The following is a 19,334-nucleotide window of genomic DNA, read 5'->3' as shown; positions in this document are numbered from 1 at the left end:
TAAGACGCACCGCGACATCCTGGCAGACGCGGCCGATCCGCGTGGACCCCTACCGATCTCCGGGCCGGATAGGCTGCAGACATGTATCCCGCGCCACCGCAGCCGCCGCCGGGCTACCTCGCCGGGCTGCCGCCGCGGCCGATCTACCGCGAGCCGCACCCGGTCGGGGCCCGCCCGGTGCTCGCCGGCCTGGCCGCAGGCACCGTCTGGCTGACCCTGTTCGGCAGCCTCGGCCGAGACCTGGCCTCCTACGTCTGGTGGACGATCCTGGCCGCGGTCAGCGCCTGGCTGGTGGCGCTGGTGCTGACGCTGATCGGCGATCGGGGCGTGGCGCTCGGGGTGGCGGTGGTGAGTGGACTCGGGCTCTCCATCGCACTGGGCTTCACCGGCGCCCGATGGGTCGACACGCTGGACTTCCCGCTGTGGTGATTGTCCGCTTTTGACCTGCGGATTCGGCCACGCTCCGGAAGCTGTCGATCGCCCTGCGCACCGGGTCTGCCGAAGTGCGGATCGACCCTTGACGAACGCCGGACGGCTGGGCACGCTCGGCAGCATGGCCCCCTCACCGCAGCGGCTGGACGCGGATCGCTGCCGTCGCCGTCTGGAACTTCTGGCGGCTCTGGCCCACGCGAAATCGGTGCGTGAGTCGGCGCCGCCGCAACGGGCGCGTGGCATGCGCCTCCGCGAGCTGATCGCCACGCGCCGCCGCACCGCGAGCTGATCTCGTCGAGGCTCTGAAAAAGAACGGCTCTCATCGAGACCAAGGGCGTGGCGCGTCACGCCCGCCACCGCACCAGCTACCGTCAGGCGCTGAGGATAAGAACCGCGTTGGGGGAATCGTGTCGATTTTCGCTGCCGCTGTCGCCCGCGGGAAGAACGGGTGGACTGCGTCGGAGCTGGACCTCTCGGGCCTGGCCGACATCGACGAGGTGGTGGATGCGCTCCGGGATGCCGAGCCGGACGCCGGGCTGGCGCTGTTGTTCGTCGAGAGCGACGACGAGTACCTCGCGATCCTGCGCCTGGACGAGGGCGAGGACCTGCGGGTCTTCGGGTCCGACTCGGCGTTCGCCGAGGAATCGCGGATCGGGTCGGTGCTGCTCGGCGAGGTGGAGACGCCGGCGCTCGGGGTGGACGACCTGGCCGCCCCGGACGATGACGACGAGGACGATCGGCCGGCCGCGGACCCGGACGCCGATCCGATCGGTGACGCCGAGCTGCTGAACGACCTGGGGATCACCGCGCAGCGGCTGCTGGCCCTGTGCGGCATGGAGGGCATGCTGCCGTCCGACATCACCGCGGAGATCTGCCAGCGGATCGGCTGCGGCGACGAGATGGAGGAGCTGCGCGAGGCGTGATCGCTCTCCAGCTGCCCCGGTTGGCGGTCCGCGCGGCGTCGGTGCGTGTGGCGGTCCGCGCGGCTGCGGTGCGTGTGGCGGTCTGCGCGGCTGCGGTCCGTGTGGCGGCGGTCCGCGCGGCGGCGGATTGCGCGGCGGCGGATTGCGCGGCGGCGGATTGCGCGGCGGCGGATTGCGCGGCGGCGTGATCCGCCGGGAGCGGCATGAGCTGTGGATGCGGCGGGCGTTGTCCGCCGCGTCCGCGTCACCGGAGGACGTGCCGGTCGGCGCGATCATTCTCGGTCCGGACGGCACCGAGCTGGCCGCCGCCGGCAACGAGCGGGAGCTGACCGGCGACCCGACCGCGCACGCCGAGGTGCTGGCGCTGCGCCGGGCCGCCGCGGCCCGGGGCGAGTGGCGCCTGGACGGCTGCACCCTGGTGGTCACCCTGGAGCCGTGCACGATGTGCGCCGGCGCGCTGGTCCTGGCCCGGATCGCCACGGTCGTCTTCGGCGCCTGGGAACCGAAGACCGGCGCGGTCGGCTCCCTCTGGGACGTCGTCCGCGACCCGCGCCTCAACCACCGCCCCGAGGTCTACGGCGGCGTCCTGGAAACCGAGTGCGCCCAGCTGATGCGCAACTTCTTCCGCTGACCCCCACGCGGCTGACCCCCGCGCCGCTGACCCTCACGCGGCCAACCTCACGCGGCTGACCCCCACGCCGCTGATCCCACACCGCTGATCCCGCGCCGCTGATCTCTACGCGCTGTGGCCCTTCCGCGCCGCTGTTCCCTCCGCGCCGCTGTGGCCCTTCCGCGCCGCTGTTCCCTCCGCGCTGCTGTTCCCTCCGCGCCGACCTGAGGATCAAGACCATTCCTCGGTACGGTCCGCGCCCCGCCCCAACCGCACAGCCCGGTCCCGCCGCCGACGCGAGGCCGCTGCCACCTCACGACCGCGAGGCCGCATCCGGGCCGAACTGCCCCCTGACGGTGGTCCGCCCAAAACCCAAAGCCCAAAGCCCAAGACCCAAAGCCCAAAACCCGAACCCCGGACCCGGCCCGTGGCTCGGGGCGGATCCGGGGTTCGCGGTTGTGGCGGGTCGTGACCACCCGCGGACGTCGCCCTGGAGGGCCGGGCGTTCTGGACGCGCAGCGGCCAGCCCGGCCCGGAAGGGTCCCTGGCGGGAGCGACGATCAGTGATCAGCGCGGATCCGAGTCAGCAAGCTCTTGATCTTGATCTTCGGGCGCTTCGAACGCCGCCTCGACTCGAACCCGATCGTCGGGTGTTTCGGATGCCGACTCCGCTCGAACCCGATCTTCGGGCGCGCCGGCCTCAGGAGTCGGAGATGATCGTGTCCAGGCCGATCCGGACCATGTTGCTGAAGCCCTGCTCGCGCTGCGCCGCCTCCATCGCCTCGCCGCGCTTGATGTGGTCGCTCACGGTCAGGATGGTGAGCGCCTTGGCGCCGTAGCGGGCCGCGATGGTGTAGATCGCGGCGGACTCCATCTCGACCGCCAGCACGCCGTAGAGGGCCAGCGCGTCGTACAGGTCGGGCCGGTCGGTGTAGAAGGCGTCAGCGGCCAGGATCGGGCCGACCCGGATCGGGACGCCCTGCGCCGCGGCCGTGTCGACGGCGGTGCGCAGCAGGCCGAAATCGGCCACCGGGGCGTAGTCGATCAGGCCGTCGAAGCGGGACCGGTTCATGTTCGAATCGGTCGCCGAGCCGATCGCGGCGACCACGTCACCGAGGTTCAGGTCCATCGCCAGGGCGCCGCATGAACCGATCCGGATGACCGATTTCACCCCGTACTCGTTGATCAGCTCGTGGGTGTAGATCGAGGCCGACGGCATGCCCATGCCGGAGCCCTGCACTGACACCCGCTGTCCCTGCCAGGTGCCGGTGAAGCCGAGCATCCCGCGGACCTGGGTGTAGCAGACCGCGTCCTCCAGGAAGGTCTCGGCGATCCACTTCGCCCGCATCGGGTCGCCGGGCAGCAGCACCCGCTCGGCGATCTCGCCCGGCTTCGCGCCGATGTGCACGCTCATGTGCTCACTCCGTCTCGTTGGATTCCTGCCGCCGATCTTGCCAGGTCAGCGCGGTCCCGGGCGGTTATGGGGCACCCGGCGACAGGTCGCTCGGGGCGTCCGGTAACGTACTTCCCGGTGGTGTGTCCGAGTGGCCTAAGGAGCACGCCTCGAAAGCGTGTGAGGGTTTACGCCCTCCGCGGGTTCAAATCCCGCCGCCACCGCCAGCAGAGCCCGATCCGGTTTCCGGGTCGGGCTCTCTTGTTTTCTCCGGTCCCATGCGTCACTCTGTGTGCCTCGTGAACGGGTCGACCGTGGGTACCGTGCCGGCCTAGTCCGTTCGGACGTTCTCCATGATCAGCGCTGGTTTTGTAACAGCGAGATGTCGTCGCACGTCAAAGCCTTGAATTACGCTGTGTAGTGAATCTTGGACGGCCCAGCGACATGGGGTGTAGCGCAAGTCACGCAACCCAAATACACCGGATCAGACAATGTGGTTCCGACCGGGCGGTGAGAAAGTTTCACAGGTTCGCCCCACGGCAGGTTCGTCGATGGCTGTCTTAAATTTGACACGTGAGAGTTGAGCATCACTGGTGGAATGGCGACGTCCGGCTCCAGCGCCGCGACGTCTACGTCCGCACCGACGGCACTCTGTGGGAGGTCGAGGCCCAGCTGGGCGGACCCGAGGGGAAGTCGAAGGTGCAGCAGTGTCCCGGCCGGGCGTCAGCGATGATCCTGGCCGACGCGTGGCGCGGTCCACGCTGGCGGTGGCGCGAGCTGTAAGCGCGCCAGGAGCCCGGGCTGCGCCGTCGGTGCTTGACTGTCTCGGCCCAGCCTTGTGAGAAGGCCGGATCCCTCGGGGTCCGGCCTTTTTTCGTGGGTGTCAAGCCGGTTGGCGACGCACGTTCAGTCCGATGTGCGCGATTCTGCGCAATCTACCCTGAATTTCCATCCACAGGGTAGAAAGCGATCGCCATGCGGGCCACCATCACCGAGCACCGGCCTGACGTCGCCGTGCTGCATCTCCAGGGCGAACTCGACGCGGACACGGCCGAGCAGCTGCGCGCCGCCCTCGCCGGACTGCTGGATCGGCCGGTCCCGCGGATCGTGGTGGATCTGACCGGTCTGAAGTTCTGCGACTCGATCGGCCTGAGCACCTTCGTGATCAGCAAAGAGGTGATCGCGGCGCGCGGCGGCTGGCTCAGTTTCGCCGCGGCCAACCCGTTCCTCACCACGCTGCTGGAGACGGTCGGCCTGAACCGGTACTTCGCCATCTTCCCGGAGGTGGACGACGCGATAGCGGCCGGCCAGCTGTGACGCCGGAACGGGATCGTCGCCGCCTCCGAGCTGCGTCTTCCCGATATGTGGGATTGTCACGTTCGTAAATATTCGCCCTGGCAAGATCCCTGACGATCTCAGTGAGCCAGCCGGGGGAATCTTCGTGAGGCGTTGGAGTGCCGCTGTGCTCAGCGGCCTGGTCCTAGCAGTCGGGTTGCCGGCCGCGGCACGGGCGGAAGAGTCCCCGTCGCCGTCGGGCTCCCCGTCGTCATCGTCATCGGCGTCAGTCGCCGCATCAGCCACGCCGTCCGAGACGGCCTCGTCGTCGCCGTCCATTTCGCCTTCTGCTTCAGCCTCGGCGTCAACGTCAGCCTCGGCTTCGACCTCGGCTTCGCCGTCGGCCTCCGCTTCGCCGCCGGCCGCGGCGCGGGCCAAGGTCGCGGCCGCCGGTTGTGGCGGCCCGCTGGTCATGGGTACGCCGGTGACCTGCCCCGAGCTGACCGGGACCGGGCACCACGTCTGGACCCTCACCACCACGGTCCCGGACGAGCGGGTGTTCACCCAGTTCAACGCGACCGGGGACAGCGTCACGGCGAAAATCGGGGACTGCTTCCTCGGGCCGTACCCGACCGAGTGCACGATCGCCGAGCCCGGCGTGCACCAGGTCGACGTCTCGCTCTACCACGGCGAGGGCAGTGCCTCCTACGCGCTCGGCTTCGAGTCCCGGGACAAGCCGTCCACCTGCACCACCCTCGACCCGGCCACCTTCGCCGTGCGCGGCACGCCGCTGTCCCGGTCGCTGGCCCGCGGCGACGCCGGTGACTGCTACCGCTTCGCCGGGACGGCCGGGATGCGGCTGACCGTGGAGACCACCGACAGCACGTCGGTCGAGAACGCCGGCGCGGACGTCCGCGGGACGATGTGGGACCCGGCCGGGGAGCAGGTTTGCCCGATCCAGTTCGGCGGCGGCGACTGCACGCTGGCCGCGGACGGCACCTACACGTTCTTCCTGCGCGACGAGTACGGCAACGCGGTGGACTACACCCTGCGGCTGGTCCGCAAGGACCGGCCGATCGGCTGCGAGACGCTGGAGGTGGCCGGGTTCGGGGCGCTCACGCCCGCCCAGATCGCCGACGCCAGCCTGAGCGCTGGTGAGTTCACCTGCTACACCGTGCACGCCACGGGCGGCGCGAAGATCATTCGGACCGGTGACGGCGGGCAAGTCGGCTGGGAGATCACCGGCGCCGCCGGACCGGCCTGCAGCGAGGCCGACATGCACTTCGGCAAGCTGGTCTGCGAACTGCCGGCCGAGGGGGACTACACGCTCTGGCTGCGCAACAGCGGCTGGTCGAGCGAGCCGGTGAAGTCCCATGCCGTGATGATCGACGCGGCCGGCACCGCGGGCTGCGCGCCGGTCGCCGGCCTCGCCTGGGACAAGTCGGTGCACACCTTCACGCCGGCCAGCCCGCTGGAGGTCTACTGCCAGCCGTTCGACGCGAAGCCGGGCGAACGGGTGGCGGCGTTCACCGGCCTCGGCGGGCGGAACTGGATTTCGGACGGCACCGGCACGGAGATCTGCACCGAGTACGAGGAGCGTCAGGACGGGTGCGTGCTGCCCGGCGACGGGCCGTACCGGATGATCGTCGAGGCGGAGAGTCGAGATGGGCTCAAGGTTCAGATCGGGTCGCTCTCGGCGGCGACCGGCTGCACGGCGGTCAGCCCAGGTTCGTACGGGACCGCCCCGTCCGGTGCCCTGGCCGGCAACCGCTGCCGCGCGCTGGCCGTGCCGGCTGCCGGAAAGTACCTGCTCCGGACCGTGGACGACGAGAACAACGAGGAGTACGCGCAGGTCTACACGGCCGACGGCAAGCGGCTCTGCGCGGCCAACTACTTCTGTGAGTTCCCCGCCGCCGGCACCTACTCGCTGATCCTCGGCGGCACCGGCCGTTCGGTGGACGAGACCCAGTTCGCCACGGTGCTCCTTGCTCCGGACGCCCCGGGCTGCGTGCCGGCGACCGCGCAGGGACTCCTGACCGGCGCGATCCGCGGCTCGTTCAGCATCGTGGGCGAGACCGACTGCCTGGTGCTCGACGGCTCGGCCGGCGCCAATGTCAGCGTGCTGAGCCCGCCCCGGGCGAGCGGCGCGGCCCGCCCGGACTACCAGCTGATCGACGCGGCCGGCAATCGGGCCTGCGCGTCGGACGATTGTGGGCCGGCGCCCTACCGGGTGCTGCTCAACGCGCCGGAGGACTCGGCGCCCGGCGACTACGCGATCGTGGTGCAGCGGCAGGACCAGATCACCGGCTGCCCCACGCTGCCGGCCAGTACGACCGTGACGTTCGGCGCGGATCGGTTCACCGCCTGCTGGACCATCCCGGCCACCCAGCACGCCGGCTCGGAGCTCCTGACTCTGGCGTCGGTCACCCCCGGCGCCGGTTGGGCCCAGCTGGGCGTCATGGACAGCACCGGCGCCACGGTCTGCAGCACCGGGCTCTATGCCTCGGCGTCGCTGGCCCGGTGCAAATTTCAGACCGGCAAGGCGTACACGGTTGTGATGACCGCGGCCGCCGAGAACGTCCAGTACCGGATCGGCCGGCGGGACGCCACCGGCGCGGCCTGCCAGACGCCGGCCAACACGGTGCTCGGCGGGATCGCCGCCACCGGCACGCTTGCCGCGCGGGACGACATCCGGTGCTACCGGGTGAGCGCGGCGGCGGCCGACAACTACTGGCTCGGGGTGCGCAACACCGCTGACCGAAGCGTCAAATACTGGGTCACCGACGCGTCCGGAGCCGACCGCTGCTCGGACGTGCTCGTCCCGTGCCGGGTCAGCGGCTCCACCTCGTACCTGGTATTCGTGCAGCCCGGCGGAAACGACGCGGTGCCGTATGCGGTAGACACCTGGAACCTGGGCACCGTGGACAACCCGGCGGCGCAGTGCCCCGCAGTCGCGGCCGCGCCCGGTTTCAGTCTCGCCGGCACCCTGGACGACACGCACACCGCGGTCTGCGTCGCAGTGCCGGTCATCAACGGGCGCAGCACCTTTCGGGCAGTGATCACCGGCGCGGCCGAGCCGTACTACTTCTCGCCGACCGGCGCCGGCGGCATGATTCTGCGCTGCTCCTGGGTGACCGGGGGGCATGGCTGCAGCGTGAGCCTGGCCCAACCCGCGCCGAAGTCGTCGACCGCGCTGTTCGTGCTGGCGCGGGAGGGGACGAGCGGGTCCGTGCCGTTCCGGATGGGCGCGCTCTGCGACTACGAGCCGTGTGACGCGAAGCCGTACGTGCTCACCTCGGCCGCCCCGGCGAGCGCGCCGAACAGCGGCCCGGTCACCCTCACCCTGAGCGGCGAGGTGGCCACCGGCGACACGGTGCAGCTCAGCCGGACCGGTGCCACCCCGATCCCGGCGGTGGTGCAGAGCGTCGCCGGCGGTGTGCTGACCGCCACCGCGGACCTCACCGGGGCGCTGCCCGGGGCGTGGAACGTCACGGCGACCGCCCCGGACGGGCGGAGGACCACGCTGGCCGGGGCGCTGACCGTGACCGCGGCCGGGCTGACCCTGGTCAAGGCGCCGGCGATCAGCGGGACCCTCCGGGTCGGGTCGACGGTGCGGGCCGTGGTCGGGTCGTGGAGCCCGGCGGCGAGCGCGTACTCCTATCAGTGGACCGCGAACGGGGCGGCGATCGGTGGGGCGGTCGGATCGTCGTACGTCATCCCGGCCTCGCTCCGCGGCAAGAAGCTCGCCGTGATCGTCACCGCCCGCCGTGCCAACCGGCTGAACTCGCCGGCGGTCTCCGCCGGCGGCTGGGTGAACTACGGCCTGCCGCCGAAGGCGGCGAAGGCGCCGAAGATCTCCGGAACGGTCAAGGTCGGCCGCAAGGTCAAGGTCTCGGCCGGGTACTGGTGGCCGAAGCCGGACACTTACCGGTACGAGTGGCGGGTCAACGGCAAGCTGGTCGCCACCGGGTCGTCCGTGAAGATCAAGAAGTCCTGGGCCGGCAAGAAGCTGACCGTGACCGTGGTGGCCAAGAAGGCCGGCTACTACGACGGCAAGCGAACCAGCGCCAGCAGCCGGATCAAGCGCTGAGAGACGGCGAGGGCCGGCCCGATCGGGGCCGGCCCTCGCCTGCACTGTTTTCGTGCCGGAGCATACGAGACGCGATGATCGCCTCACGCAGCGGCATCCCTGATTGCCTCGGCGGCCCGGTCCGCCCGCCGATCTGCCCGGAAACGCAGCGAGGCCGGACCCAGCGGGTCCGGCCTCAGCGGCGGAGGATACGAGATTCGAACTCGTGAGGGTGTTAACCCAACACGCTTTCCAAGCGTGCGCCCTAGGCCTCTAGGCGAATCCTCCGTGCGCCAGAGTACAAGAGCTGCGCCGGTCCCCTTGCGTGGGGGGCGCGCGCCCGGCTTGGCGGCACCGGGTAGGCTGTCGATCAGCCCCTCGTGCGGCGTCATCCTGTGAACCTCCCCAGGGCCGGAAGGCAGCAAGGATAAGCGGGCTCTGGCGGGTGCACGAGGGGTCCTTTCGTTCCTCCCGGGCGTGCACGGTCGGGGCATGTCGTTTGTTCTTGTCACACCCTCGACGGAGAATGGCGCGGTCGTTCAGGAGGTGGCAGGAGTGGCTCTCGCCCTCTACCGGAAATACCGTCCGCGCACGTTCGCCGAGGTCATCGGTCAGGAGCACGTGACCGAGCCGTTGTCGCAGGCATTGCGCAGCGGCCGGCTCAACCACGCCTATCTCTTCTCCGGACCCCGCGGCTGCGGCAAGACGTCGAGCGCGCGCATCCTGGCCCGCTCGCTCAACTGTGAGCAGGGTCCCACCCCGGACCCGTGCGGTGTCTGCGCCTCCTGCAAGTCGCTGGCCAACGACGGCGCCGGCTCGATCGACGTGATCGAGATCGACGCGGCCAGCCACGGCGGCGTCGACGACGCCCGCGAGCTCCGGGAGAAAGCGTTCTTCGCCCCGGCCAGCAGCCGCTACAAGATCTACGTGATCGACGAGGCGCACATGGTCTCGTCGGCCGGCTTCAACGCGCTGCTCAAGCTCGTCGAGGAGCCGCCGGACTATGTGAAGTTCATCTTCGCCACCACCGAGCCGGACAAGGTGCTCGGCACGATCCGCTCGCGGACCCATCACTACCCGTTCCGGCTGATCCCGCCCGCCACCCTGCGGCCGTACCTTCAGCAGCTCACCGACGCCGAGGGGATCACCGTCGACCCGGCGGTCTTCCCGCTGGTCGTCCGGGCCGGCGGCGGCAGCGCCCGGGACACCCTGTCGGTGCTCGACCAGCTGATCGCCGGCGCCGGTCCGGAGGGCGTCAGCTACGCCCGGGCGGTCGCCCTGCTCGGCGTCACCGACGTCGCCCTGATCGACGAGATGTGCGACGCGCTGGCCGCCGGCGACGGCGCCGCCGCCTACTCGACCATCGACCGGGTCGCCGAGGCCGGCCACGACCCGCGCCGCTTCGCCTCCGACCTGCTGGAGCGCCTGCGCGACCTGATCGTCCTGCAGCAGGTGCCGGACGCGGTCGCCAAGGGCCTGATCGACGGCCCGGCCGACCAGCTGGAGGCGATGCACGCCCAGGCCACCCGGCTCGGCGCCGCCACCCTGTCGCGCAGCGCCGACATCGTGCACAACGGGCTGGTCGAGATGCGCGGCACCACCGCCCCGCGGCTGCTGCTGGAGCTGATCACCGCCCGCATGCTGCTGCCCGGCGCGGACGACTCGACCGGCGCGCTGCTGCAGCGCCTGGAGCGGTTGGAGCGGCGCGGTCCGCTGCCCGCTGCCGACCCTTCTGACGTACGCGGTGAGCAGCCCGCCGTGGCCCCCGCTCCGGCCGGAGTCACCCCGGAGGCTGCCGCGCCGGCCGGTGCCGGCGGTGGCGGTCTCGCCGCGGCCCGGGCTGCGGCGGCCGCCGCCCGGCGTGCCGCTGGTGGTCCAGCCCGCCCCGTTTCCCCTGCTCCCGTCTCGTCTGCTCCAGCCGCGTCCGCTCCGGTAGTGCCTGCTCCGGCCGTGCCCGCCTCGGCCGCTGAAGCCGTTGTTTCTCCGGTCCCTGCGGCTGGGGCCTCGGCCGCTGGTGAGACGCCTGCCGCGCCGGTGGTGTCGCCTTCCGTGGATGCGGCGGAGGGCGCGCCTGCCGCCGGTCCTTCTGGCTCGACTGACCCCGATCTGACCGGGTCTGCGCCAGTCGGGTCGGTCCCAGCCGCCTCCGGCTCTGCGCACTCAGCTTCCGCTGCTGGCGCCTCTCCGGCCGCTCCGGCCGCCGCGCCGGATCCGTCCGCCGCCGGGCCTGACGCGGACTGGAACCAGGTCGCCGACGGAGCCCACCCCGAGCCCGCCGACTACTACGACGACGAGCCGCCGTGGGACGAGGAGCCCCCGGAGGACGTGGAGCCGCCGCGCCCGCAGGTCGACGAGCGGCTGGCGAAGGTCCGCACCGCCTGGCAGTCCCTCGGCCGCCAGCAGCAGCGCGTCCAGGCGATGCAGGACGCCGGCATCGGCGTCCGCGAGCTGCGCGGCGACACGGTGGTCTTCGTCGCCCCGTCCGAGGCCATCGCCGACCGCTTCCTCCGCTGGACGAACGCGATCGCCACCGAGTTCGGCCGCACCCTCGGTGGCCGCTGGCAGATCCACTGCGAGGTCGGCACGCTGACCGCCGACACCCCGCCGCGCAGCACCCCCGCACACGGCACGCCCGGCGCGGGTGCGTCGCATGATTCGCCCGGTGCCGGTCCTTCACAGGGCTCGCCGGCCGCCGGCCGTGACCAGTCCACCGGTCGTGACCACGCGGCGGCCCGCCGCACGGCCCCGGCCGCCGCCACCCGGCCCGCCGCGGCCCCGGTCGCGGCGGCGTCGGCGGCCCCGGAGCGCAACACCGGCCGCACCGAGTCCCGCCCGTCGCGCCCCCAGCGCGCCCCGGCCGACGCCGACGACGACGGTCCGGCAGCACCGCGCCCCGTCTCTTCCCCGCCTCCGGCAGACCGAGCCGCGAACCCGGTCGCGCCCGCCAGCCCGGCCCCCACCGAGCCGACGAGTGCCGACGGTGGAGACACCGACTGGCCGGAGCCGGTCCGCCCAGGCACCGCCGCGCCACGCCCGGCGGCGCCCGCACCGGCCGACGACGGCTGGCCCGAGCCGGTCAAACCGGGCTCCAAAGCCCCGACCATCCATCCGGCGGCGGCTCCTGCCGCCGGGCCAGACGATGCGGCTCCGGCCGATCCGTGGGCCTATTCCGCGCCGGTCACCGCCGTCGGCAACGGCCCGGAGAGCAGCGTGGCCTCGGCTGCACCGGACAGCTGGGCGGCACGGCCCGGCCCGGCGTCGCCCGCGGCATCGGAAGGATGGGCGGCACGGCCCGGCCCGCCGTCGCCCGCGGCATCGGAAGGATGGGCGGCGCAGTCCGGCTCGTCCGTGCCCGCTGTGCCGGGTGGCGAGGCAGCGCAGACCGGTCGGGTCAGCCCAGCGGGCCCGGCGGTTCAGGCAAGCCCCGCGATGTCGGCCTCGGTCACCGTGGACACCTCTCCGGGACGCGCGGCGTCCCCGGCTCCGGCCGGTCCACCGGCGGCGACAGCGAATTCGGCGGCCGTGACCAAGCCGGCGGCGACCAGGCCCGCGGCGCCGGCTCGTTCCGCCGCGATGGAGGCGGCCCGGGCGGCCGCGGCCCGTGGTGGCAATGCGGGCGGTGGCCTGGCCGCCGCCCGGGCTGCCGCACGCAACGCGGGCGCCAACCGTTCGCCCGCCGGCCCGGCAACCGGGCAACCGGGCAACGCCCAGCCCGGCGGTGCGGCCTGGGCCGACGGCACGCCGATCCCCGAGGCGCCCTACGACCCGGAGTATGACGGCCCGCCCCCGACCGGAGCCGGCTACGAGGGCTTCGACCCGGGCGACGAGCCGCTGGACGAGGTCATCGACGAGAAGACTGCCCGGCAGAGCAGCGAGGAGCAGGCCTTCCAGCTTCTCCGCGACGCCTTCGGCGCGGAGAAGATCGGCGAGATGTAGCCCGTCCGCAGGCGGCCTGCTTTTCGAAGTGGGTCTTTGAGGTCCGGGTCTTCCAATGCTGTGGGCCGCGGCGGTTCGGTGGTCGCCCGGCGTGTGGCCGGGGGCGCGGCGGTCTGGCGGGTGCCTGGCGGGGCGGGGTGGCCTGGTGCACGAGCACCGCCTCGAACCCGAGCCGCCGACAGAACGGGTGTCCTGCGACCGGTTGGGTGCGACGTCGGGGTGTGGCGTGGTGGTTGCCCGGGGGCAGAGAGGCTGGCGGCTACGCTGGCGGCGGTTGATTCGGAGGCCGCCGGGTTATTGATGGTGGTTTCCGTGGGAGAGATGACTAGTTGAGGAGCGGTGCCATGCGCCCCGGTGGACAGCCGAACATGCAGCAACTCATGAAGCAGGCGCAGAAGATGCAGCAGCAGGTCGCGCAGGCGCAGGCCGAGCTGGCCGAGGCCGAGCTGACCGGGACGGCCGGGGGTGGGCTGGTGACCGTGACGGTGACCGGGCTGGGCGAGTTCAAGGCGGTGAAGATCGACCCGAAGGCGGTGGACGCCGACGACGTCGAGACGCTGGAGGACCTGGTGCTCGCCGCGATCCACAACGCCGCCGAGGCGCAGCGGGAGCTGGCCGAGCAGAAGATGGGACCGGCCACCGGCGGCCTCTCCCTGCCGGGGTTCTGATCCGGTGTACGAAGGTGCCATCCAGGACCTGATCGATGAGCTGGGCCGGCTGCCGGGCGTGGGCCCGAAGTCGGCGCAGCGCATCGCCTTCCACGTCCTGTCCGCCGATCCGGCCGACGTGAACCGGCTGGCCACGGCGCTGCGCAAGGTGAAGGAACTGGTCCGGTTCTGCACCACCTGTTTCAACGTGGCCGAGTCGGAGCAGTGCCGCGTCTGCCGCGACCCGCGCCGCACCAACGAGGTGCTGTGCGTGGTCGAGGAGCCGAAGGATGTCGTCGCGATCGAGCGTACCGGCGAGTTCCGCGGCCGGTACCACGTTCTCGGCGGGGCGATCAATCCGCTGGAGGGGATCGGGCCGGACAACCTCAAGATCCGCGAGTTGCTGATGCGGCTGGGCACCGGTGAGGTCAAGGAGCTGATCCTGGCGACCGACCCGAACACCGAGGGCGAGGCGACCGCGACCTATCTGGCGCTGCTGGTGAAACCGATGGGGATCGCGGTGACCCGGCTGGCCAGCGGTCTGCCGGTCGGCGGTGACCTGGAGTACGCGGACGAGATCACGCTGGGTAGGGCGTTCGAGGGTCGCCGCGCGATCTGAATTTACCTGCGGTAACACTGGCGTAACGGCATGCAAGCTGTTTGGCCCGGATTAGCTACTTGCGGGCCCCTTACGCGGTACCTTCCGTTTGTTCGGCGTCTAGGTCACGGTGACATCACGAGGGAGACACGGAAGCATCCGCGTGCGGTCGGTGAGCTTGACCGAGGCTCCGCATTAGGTGAATGTTCCTCTCGACGGCGGCCACCACCGCCGTCGAGTGCCTTCGTGGTTCCGGCCTGATCTCGGCCGGTGCGACGAGGGCCGGCACTCGAGGCATGCGATAACCGATCGGTTTACCGCGGGCAGCGTGGGCCATCGTCTCCGGGCCGTGGGACTTCCGTGCACGCGCGCCGGTGGCTGTGGACTCCTCTGCCCCGTGGTGGCCGGGAGAGGACCGGCGAACAATATGTCGCTTGGCCCAGAAGCGCCCATCTCCGACGAGATGCAGGCGCCGACAGCCGACGCGGCTGAGGTGCGAGGCCCCGCCGAGAAGGCGATCGCGGGCCGGTCGCTGAAGCAGATCGCGTGGCGCCGCCTGAAGCGGGACAAGGTGGCGATGGGCGGCGGCTTCGTCGTCCTCTTCCTGATCGTCGTGGCGATCCTCGCGCCCGTGCTGACGAAGCTTTTCGGTTATCCGATCGACGAGTTCCACCAGGACCAGATCGACGCCACCTTCGGCACCCCGATCAAGCCGTTCGGTGGGATCAGCTCCGACTTCATCCTGGGTGTGGAGCCGACCAGCGGCCGGGACGTGTTCAGCCGGATCGTCTACGGCGCGCAGACCTCGCTGACCGTTGCGTTCCTCTCCGCCTTCGTCTCCACCGTGCTCGGCGTCCTGTTCGGCACCGCGGCCGGCTTCTTCGGCGGCTGGGTCGACGCGTTCATCAGCCGGGTGATGGACTTCCTGCTCGCCTTCCCGCAGCTGCTGTTCTCGATCGCGCTGGTCTCGGTGCTGCCCGACTCGATCTTCGGGATGAACAGCCGGGTGTCGGCGATGCTCATCCTGATCGGCATCATCGGGTTCTTCGGCTGGCCGTACATCGGCCGGATCGTCCGCGGTCAGACGCTCTCGCTGCGTGAGCGCGAGTTCGTCGAGGCGGCGCGCAGCATCGGCGCGCGCTCGCCGCGGATCCTGTTCCGGGAGATGCTGCCGAACCTGGCCGCCCCGATCCTGGTCTACGCCACTTTGATCATCCCGACGAACATCCTCACCGAGGCGGCGCTCAGCTTCCTCGGCGTCGGTATTCCGCCACCCAACCCGTCCTGGGGCGGCATGTTGTCGGACGCGGTGGCCACCTATTCCATCAGTCCGATGTACATGATCATCCCGGGTACCGCGATCTTCATCACGGTGCTGGCCTTCAACCTCTTCGGTGATGGCCTGCGTGACGCGCTCGATCCGAAGGCCCGCTGACACAGCGGCAGTTGGAACATCGCAAATTTCGGCGGATCCATTTGGTTTCGCTGTTCGAGGAGGTAGGAGTACAGGTGTCCAGGAAGACTAGGGCGATCGCGGCCGCCGGCGTCGCGCTCGCGCTCGGCCTGACGACCGCCGCGTGCGGCGGTTCGAAGGATGACAACAAGAGCGGTGGCGGTTCCACCGGCGGCAAGTCCGCCTACAACGCCGCGATCACCGACGTGGTGAACCCGTCCACCACCAAGGGCGGCACGCTGAACCTGTGGAGCGCGCAGGACGCCGACTTCTGGGACCCGGCCCGCGCCTACTACGCGTTCGTGTGGAACCTGAACCGGCTCTACACCCGCAAGCTGGTCGACTACGCCGCTTCGCCGGGCAAGGCCGGCCTCGAGCTGCAGCCCGACCTCGCGCAGGCGATGCCGGAGATCAGCGCGGACAAGAAGACCTACACCTTCAAGCTGCGCAGCGGCATCAAGTTCGACGACGGTTCCCCGATCACGTCGAAGGACATCAAGTACGGCATCGAGCGGGTCTGGGCCTCGGACGTCATCTCCGGCGGCCCGGTCTACCTGCCCGGCATCCTCGACCCCAAGGGCGAGTACAAGGGCCCGTACAAGGACACCGACCCGAACAAGCTGGGTCTGAAGTCGGTCCAGACGCCGGACGACTCGACGATCGTCTTCACCCTGGCGAAGCCGACCTCCGACTTCATCTACCTGCTCGCCATGCCGGGTTCCGGCCCGGTGCCGCAGAAGCGGGACAAGGGCGCGCAGTACACCACGGCGCCGGCCTCCTCCGGCCCGTACATGTTCAAGGAAGGCAGCATCCAGCCCGGTAAGGGCGCGACCTGGGTGCGCAACCCGAACTGGGACCCGGCGACCGACCCGATCCGCAAGGCGCTGCCGGACCAGATCAACTTCACGGTCACCACGAACGCCGAGGACATGGACAACCGGCTGATGGCCGGCACCGTCGACCTCGACGCCGGCCAGACCGGTGTGCAGGCGACCGCGCGTACCAAGATCCTCCAGGACCCGACCCTGAAGGCGAACGCGGACACCCCGACCACCGGCTTCCTCCGGTACGCGGGCCTGGCCACCTCGGTGGCCCCGCTGGACAACATCGAGTGCCGCAAGGCGGTCATCTACGCCGCCGACCCGACCTCGCTGCAGACCGCGCGTGGCGGCCCGATCGCGGGTGGCGACATCGGCACCAGCATGCTGCCGCCGAACATCGCCGGCTCGGACGCCAAGTACGACCCGTTCAACCGCCTCCAGGGCAAGCCGCAGGTCGAGGAGGCCACCAAGGCCCTCGCCGCGTGTGGCAAGCCGAACGGCTTCGACGTGACCATCGCGGTGCGTAACAACAAGCCGGCCGAGGTCAAGACCGCCGAGGCGCTGCAGGCCGCCCTCAAGGCCGCCAAGATCAACGCCAAGATCGAGCAGTACGACGGTGCCCAGCAGGCCTCCATCACCGGTGCTCCGGACAACGTGAAGGCCAAGGGCTACGGCATCATCATCGGCGGTTGGGGCGCGGACTACCCGACCGGTGCCGGCTACATGCAGCCGCTGGCGGACAGCCGCTTCATCCCGAAGAACGGCAACTACAACCTGTCCGAGATCAAGGACCCGGCGATCGACGGCCTGTTCGACCAGGCTGCTGGTGAGACCGACCCGGCGAAGGCCGCGGAGCTCTACAACCAGATCAACCACAAGATCATGGAGGGCGCGTACTACCTGCCGTTCGTGGTCGACAAGGCGCTCAACTACCGCAACCCGCGGCTCACGAACGCCTACGTGCACGAGGCCTTCGGCATGATCGACTTCCAGGCCCTCGGCGTCAGCGACGGCAAGTAACAGCGCCGTCCGCCCTAATAGCAACGGGTAATTCGAAGGGTTGGTGAAGGCCGCCCACGGCGGGCGGGCACTGGTTCTCGCAACCGGTGCCCGCCCGTCCTTCGGCCGAACGTCGTGCTGGCATACCTCATCCGGCGGCTGATCAACGCCGTCATCACGCTGCTCGTGGTCACGTTCGTGACCTTCGGCGTCTTCTTCATGGTGCCGAAGATCACCGGCAGCGATCCGGCGTTGCTCTACATCGGCAAGACCGCCGACGCCGCGTCGATCGAGGGCATCCGTACCAAGATGGGTCTCGACGACCCGATCCTGGTGCAGTACGGCAAGTTCCTCAAAGGCATCGTGGCTGGCCGTGACTACGTCACCGGCAGCGAGGTCACGCACTGCCCGGCCCCGTGCCTCGGTTACTCGTTCAAGACCGAGCAGGAGGTGACCCCGCTGCTGATGAGCGACCTGCCGGTGACCCTGTCGCTGGCGCTCGGCGCCGCGGTCCTCTGGCTCATCGGCGGGATCAGCACCGGCGTCATCTCGGCGCTCCGAAGAGGCAGCGTGGTCGACCGGGCGGCGATGACAGTCGCCCTGGCCGGCGTCTCGCTACCGGTCTACTTCACCGGTCTGCTCGCCACCTCGGTGTTCGTCTACACCCTGGGCTGGCTGCCACAGGGCCAATATGTGCCGTTCACCGAGAGTCCCAGCGACTGGTTCGTGCAGATGCTGCTGCCCTGGATCACGCTGGCGTTCCTCTTCGCGGCCACCTACGCCCGGCTCACCCGGGCGAACATGCTCGAGACCCTCGGCGAGGACTACATCCGCACGGCCCGGGCGAAGGGCCTGCCGGAGCGGTCCGTCATCGGCAAGCACGGCCTGCGGTCCGGCCTGACCCCGATCGTCACGATCTTCGGTCTGGACCTGGGCGCGCTGCTCGGCGGTGCGGTGCTCACCGAGGCCGTCTTCAACCTGCGCGGCCTGGGCTACCAGGCGCTCCAGGCGATCCGCGGCAACGACCTGCCGGTCATCCTGGGCGTCACACTGATCGCCGCGTTCTTCATCGTCTTCGCCAACCTGATCGTGGACCTGGTCTACGGCATCATCGACCCGCGCGTGCGGCTGGGCTGAGGGAGAGCGCATGTCACGCCCATTCCTCGAGGTCAAAGACCTCACCGTCCGTTTCGAGACGGACGACGGCATCGTCCAGGCGGTCACCGAGTCGAACTTCTCGCTGGAGGCCGGCAAGACGCTCGGCATCGTCGGCGAGTCCGGTTCCGGCAAGAGCGTCACCTCGCTGGCCCTGCTCGGCCTGCACCGCACCCGCAGCAACGCCAAGGTCAGCGGCCAGATCTGGCTCGACGACCAGGAGCTGGTCACCGCCACCAACGAGGACGTGCGGGCGCTGCGCGGCGGCAAGATGTCGATGATCTTCCAGGACCCGCTGAGCGCGATGCACCCGTACTTCACGGTCGGGGCGCAGATCGTCGAGGCGTACCGGGTGCACCACCCCGGGGTGAACAAGAAGGTGGCCCGCGAGCGCGCCATCGACATGCTGGCCCGGGTCGGCATCCCGCAGCCGGCGCGCCGCTTCGAGGACTACGCCCACCAGTTCTCCGGGGGTATGCGGCAGCGCGCGATGATCGCGATGGCGCTGGTCAACGACCCGAAGCTGCTGATCGCCGACGAGCCCACCACGGCCCTGGACGTGACCGTCCAGGCGCAGATCCTGGACCTGATCCGGGACCTGCAGGAGGAGTTCGGCTCGGCGGTCATCATGATCACCCACGACCTGGGCGTGGTGGCCGAGCTGGCCGACGACGTCCTGGTGATGTACGGCGGGAAGATCATCGAGCGCGGTCCGACGATCGACCTGTTCCAGCGGCCGCAGCACCCGTACACCTGGGGTCTGCTCGGCTCGATGCCGCGCCTGGACCGGGACGTCCGGGACCGGCTCACCCCGGTCAAGGGCTCGCCGCCCAGCCTGATCAACCTGCCCGACGGCTGCGCCTTCCACCCGCGCTGCCCGTACGCGGGCCGCAACGGCAACCGGTCGTTCACCGAGACGCCGGTGCTGACGGGCGGGGCGCACGCGGTCGCCTGCCACCTGCCTGCCGAGGAACGCACCAGGTTGTTCAAGGAAGAAGTGGCACCCAACCTCTGAGCGGGGAA

15 protein-coding genes, 2 tRNA genes and 1 other RNA gene are annotated in these 19,334 nt (G+C 70.5%); 16 read left to right on the top strand and 2 right to left on the bottom strand.

Annotated features, from left to right (window positions below):
* The first annotated feature begins 81 nt into the window (after window positions 1-81).
* The 4 genes from BJY16_RS06710 to BJY16_RS06695 all read left to right on the top strand — a co-directional run bounded on the left by BJY16_RS06710 (window position 82) and on the right by BJY16_RS06695 (window position 1,986).
* The gene (locus BJY16_RS06710; protein ID WP_185038234.1) at window positions 82-429 is read left to right on the top strand and encodes a hypothetical protein; all 348 of its coding nucleotides are present in this window, start codon (window positions 82-84) and stop codon (window positions 427-429) included.
* An 88-nt stretch (window positions 430-517) separates the two neighbouring features.
* Window positions 518-721, top strand: coding sequence for a hypothetical protein (locus BJY16_RS06705; protein ID WP_185046991.1), 204 nt, complete (start codon window positions 518-520; stop codon window positions 719-721).
* 118 nt (window positions 722-839) lie between these two features.
* A complete protein-coding gene (locus BJY16_RS06700; RefSeq protein WP_185038233.1) occupies window positions 840-1,355 on the top strand; it encodes a tRNA adenosine deaminase-associated protein in 516 nt (171 codons plus the stop codon).
* Window positions 1,356-1,539: 184 nt separating this feature from the next.
* Complete coding sequence (locus BJY16_RS06695) at window positions 1,540-1,986, top strand: nucleoside deaminase (protein ID WP_185038232.1); 447 nt, start codon at window positions 1,540-1,542, stop codon at window positions 1,984-1,986.
* A 679-nt stretch (window positions 1,987-2,665) separates the two neighbouring features.
* On the opposite strand, the gene deoD is transcribed toward BJY16_RS06695, so the two are convergent.
* Window positions 2,666-3,379 (bottom strand): purine-nucleoside phosphorylase, encoded by a 714-nt coding sequence (gene deoD, locus BJY16_RS06690; protein WP_185038231.1) that lies wholly within the window; start codon window positions 3,377-3,379, stop codon window positions 2,666-2,668.
* A 116-nt stretch (window positions 3,380-3,495) separates the two neighbouring features.
* On the opposite strand from deoD, the gene BJY16_RS06685 reads away from it, so the two are divergent.
* From BJY16_RS06685 to BJY16_RS06670, 4 genes are all read left to right on the top strand, one after another.
* A tRNA-Ser gene (locus BJY16_RS06685) sits at window positions 3,496-3,585 on the top strand.
* Window positions 3,586-3,931: 346 nt separating this feature from the next.
* Complete coding sequence (locus tag BJY16_RS06680) at window positions 3,932-4,141, top strand: hypothetical protein (protein WP_185038230.1); 210 nt, start codon at window positions 3,932-3,934, stop codon at window positions 4,139-4,141.
* Between the two features lie 192 nt (window positions 4,142-4,333).
* Entirely contained in the window at window positions 4,334-4,675 is a 342-nt protein-coding gene (locus tag BJY16_RS06675) for an STAS domain-containing protein (RefSeq protein ID WP_185038229.1), read from the top strand.
* A 442-nt stretch (window positions 4,676-5,117) separates the two neighbouring features.
* Complete coding sequence (locus BJY16_RS06670) at window positions 5,118-8,723, top strand: hypothetical protein (RefSeq protein ID WP_185038228.1); 3,606 nt, start codon at window positions 5,118-5,120, stop codon at window positions 8,721-8,723.
* A gap of 182 nt (window positions 8,724-8,905) precedes the next feature.
* On the opposite strand, the gene BJY16_RS06665 is transcribed toward BJY16_RS06670, so the two are convergent.
* Window positions 8,906-8,990 (bottom strand) — tRNA-Ser (locus tag BJY16_RS06665).
* Between the two features lie 81 nt (window positions 8,991-9,071).
* Between BJY16_RS06665 and ffs the strand changes: the two genes are divergently transcribed.
* From ffs to BJY16_RS06625, 8 genes are all read left to right on the top strand, one after another.
* An RNA gene (gene ffs / locus BJY16_RS06660) (signal recognition particle sRNA small type) lies at window positions 9,072-9,167 on the top strand.
* A 90-nt stretch (window positions 9,168-9,257) separates the two neighbouring features.
* Window positions 9,258-12,638: a DNA polymerase III subunit gamma and tau gene (locus tag BJY16_RS06655; RefSeq protein WP_185038227.1), complete on the top strand. Its 3,381-nt coding sequence runs from the start codon at window positions 9,258-9,260 to the stop codon at window positions 12,636-12,638.
* A gap of 368 nt (window positions 12,639-13,006) precedes the next feature.
* Window positions 13,007-13,306 (top strand): YbaB/EbfC family nucleoid-associated protein, encoded by a 300-nt coding sequence (locus tag BJY16_RS06650; RefSeq protein WP_221502375.1) that lies wholly within the window; start codon window positions 13,007-13,009, stop codon window positions 13,304-13,306.
* A 4-nt stretch (window positions 13,307-13,310) separates the two neighbouring features.
* Window positions 13,311-13,904: a recombination mediator RecR gene (gene recR / locus BJY16_RS06645; RefSeq protein ID WP_185038225.1), complete on the top strand. Its 594-nt coding sequence runs from the start codon at window positions 13,311-13,313 to the stop codon at window positions 13,902-13,904.
* A 406-nt stretch (window positions 13,905-14,310) separates the two neighbouring features.
* On the top strand, window positions 14,311-15,318 hold the full coding sequence (locus BJY16_RS06640; RefSeq protein WP_185046304.1) for an ABC transporter permease: 1,008 nt from the start codon (window positions 14,311-14,313) through the stop codon (window positions 15,316-15,318).
* Window positions 15,319-15,392: 74 nt separating this feature from the next.
* The gene (locus BJY16_RS06635) at window positions 15,393-17,177 is read left to right on the top strand and encodes an ABC transporter substrate-binding protein (RefSeq protein ID WP_185038224.1); all 1,785 of its coding nucleotides are present in this window, start codon (window positions 15,393-15,395) and stop codon (window positions 17,175-17,177) included.
* Between the two features lie 114 nt (window positions 17,178-17,291).
* A complete protein-coding gene (locus BJY16_RS06630; protein ID WP_185038223.1) occupies window positions 17,292-18,293 on the top strand; it encodes an ABC transporter permease in 1,002 nt (333 codons plus the stop codon).
* A gap of 10 nt (window positions 18,294-18,303) precedes the next feature.
* Complete coding sequence (locus tag BJY16_RS06625; RefSeq protein WP_185038222.1) at window positions 18,304-19,326, top strand: ABC transporter ATP-binding protein; 1,023 nt, start codon at window positions 18,304-18,306, stop codon at window positions 19,324-19,326.
* Window positions 19,327-19,334 lie beyond the last annotated feature (8 nt).

The organism is Actinoplanes octamycinicus (assembly GCF_014205225.1).
Taxonomy (GTDB): Bacteria; Actinomycetota; Actinomycetes; order Mycobacteriales; family Micromonosporaceae; genus Actinoplanes; species Actinoplanes octamycinicus.
The sequence above is the reverse complement of the archived record's forward strand: the minus strand, read 5'-3'. Positions and strand labels throughout refer to the sequence as shown.

Coding starts and splice junctions, on each gene's coding strand:
- BJY16_RS06650 (WP_221502375.1), top strand. CDS start 13,007: ATGCAGCAACTCATGAAGCAGGCGCAGAAGATGCAGCAGCAGGTCGCG.
- BJY16_RS06625 (WP_185038222.1), top strand. CDS start 18,304: ATGTCACGCCCATTCCTCGAGGTCAAAGACCTCACCGTCCGTTTCGAG.
- BJY16_RS06710 (WP_185038234.1), top strand. CDS start 82: ATGTATCCCGCGCCACCGCAGCCGCCGCCGGGCTACCTCGCCGGGCTG.
- BJY16_RS06640 (WP_185046304.1), top strand. CDS start 14,311: ATGTCGCTTGGCCCAGAAGCGCCCATCTCCGACGAGATGCAGGCGCCG.
- BJY16_RS06675 (WP_185038229.1), top strand. CDS start 4,334: ATGCGGGCCACCATCACCGAGCACCGGCCTGACGTCGCCGTGCTGCAT.
- deoD (WP_185038231.1), bottom strand. CDS start 3,379: ATGAGCGTGCACATCGGCGCGAAGCCGGGCGAGATCGCCGAGCGGGTG.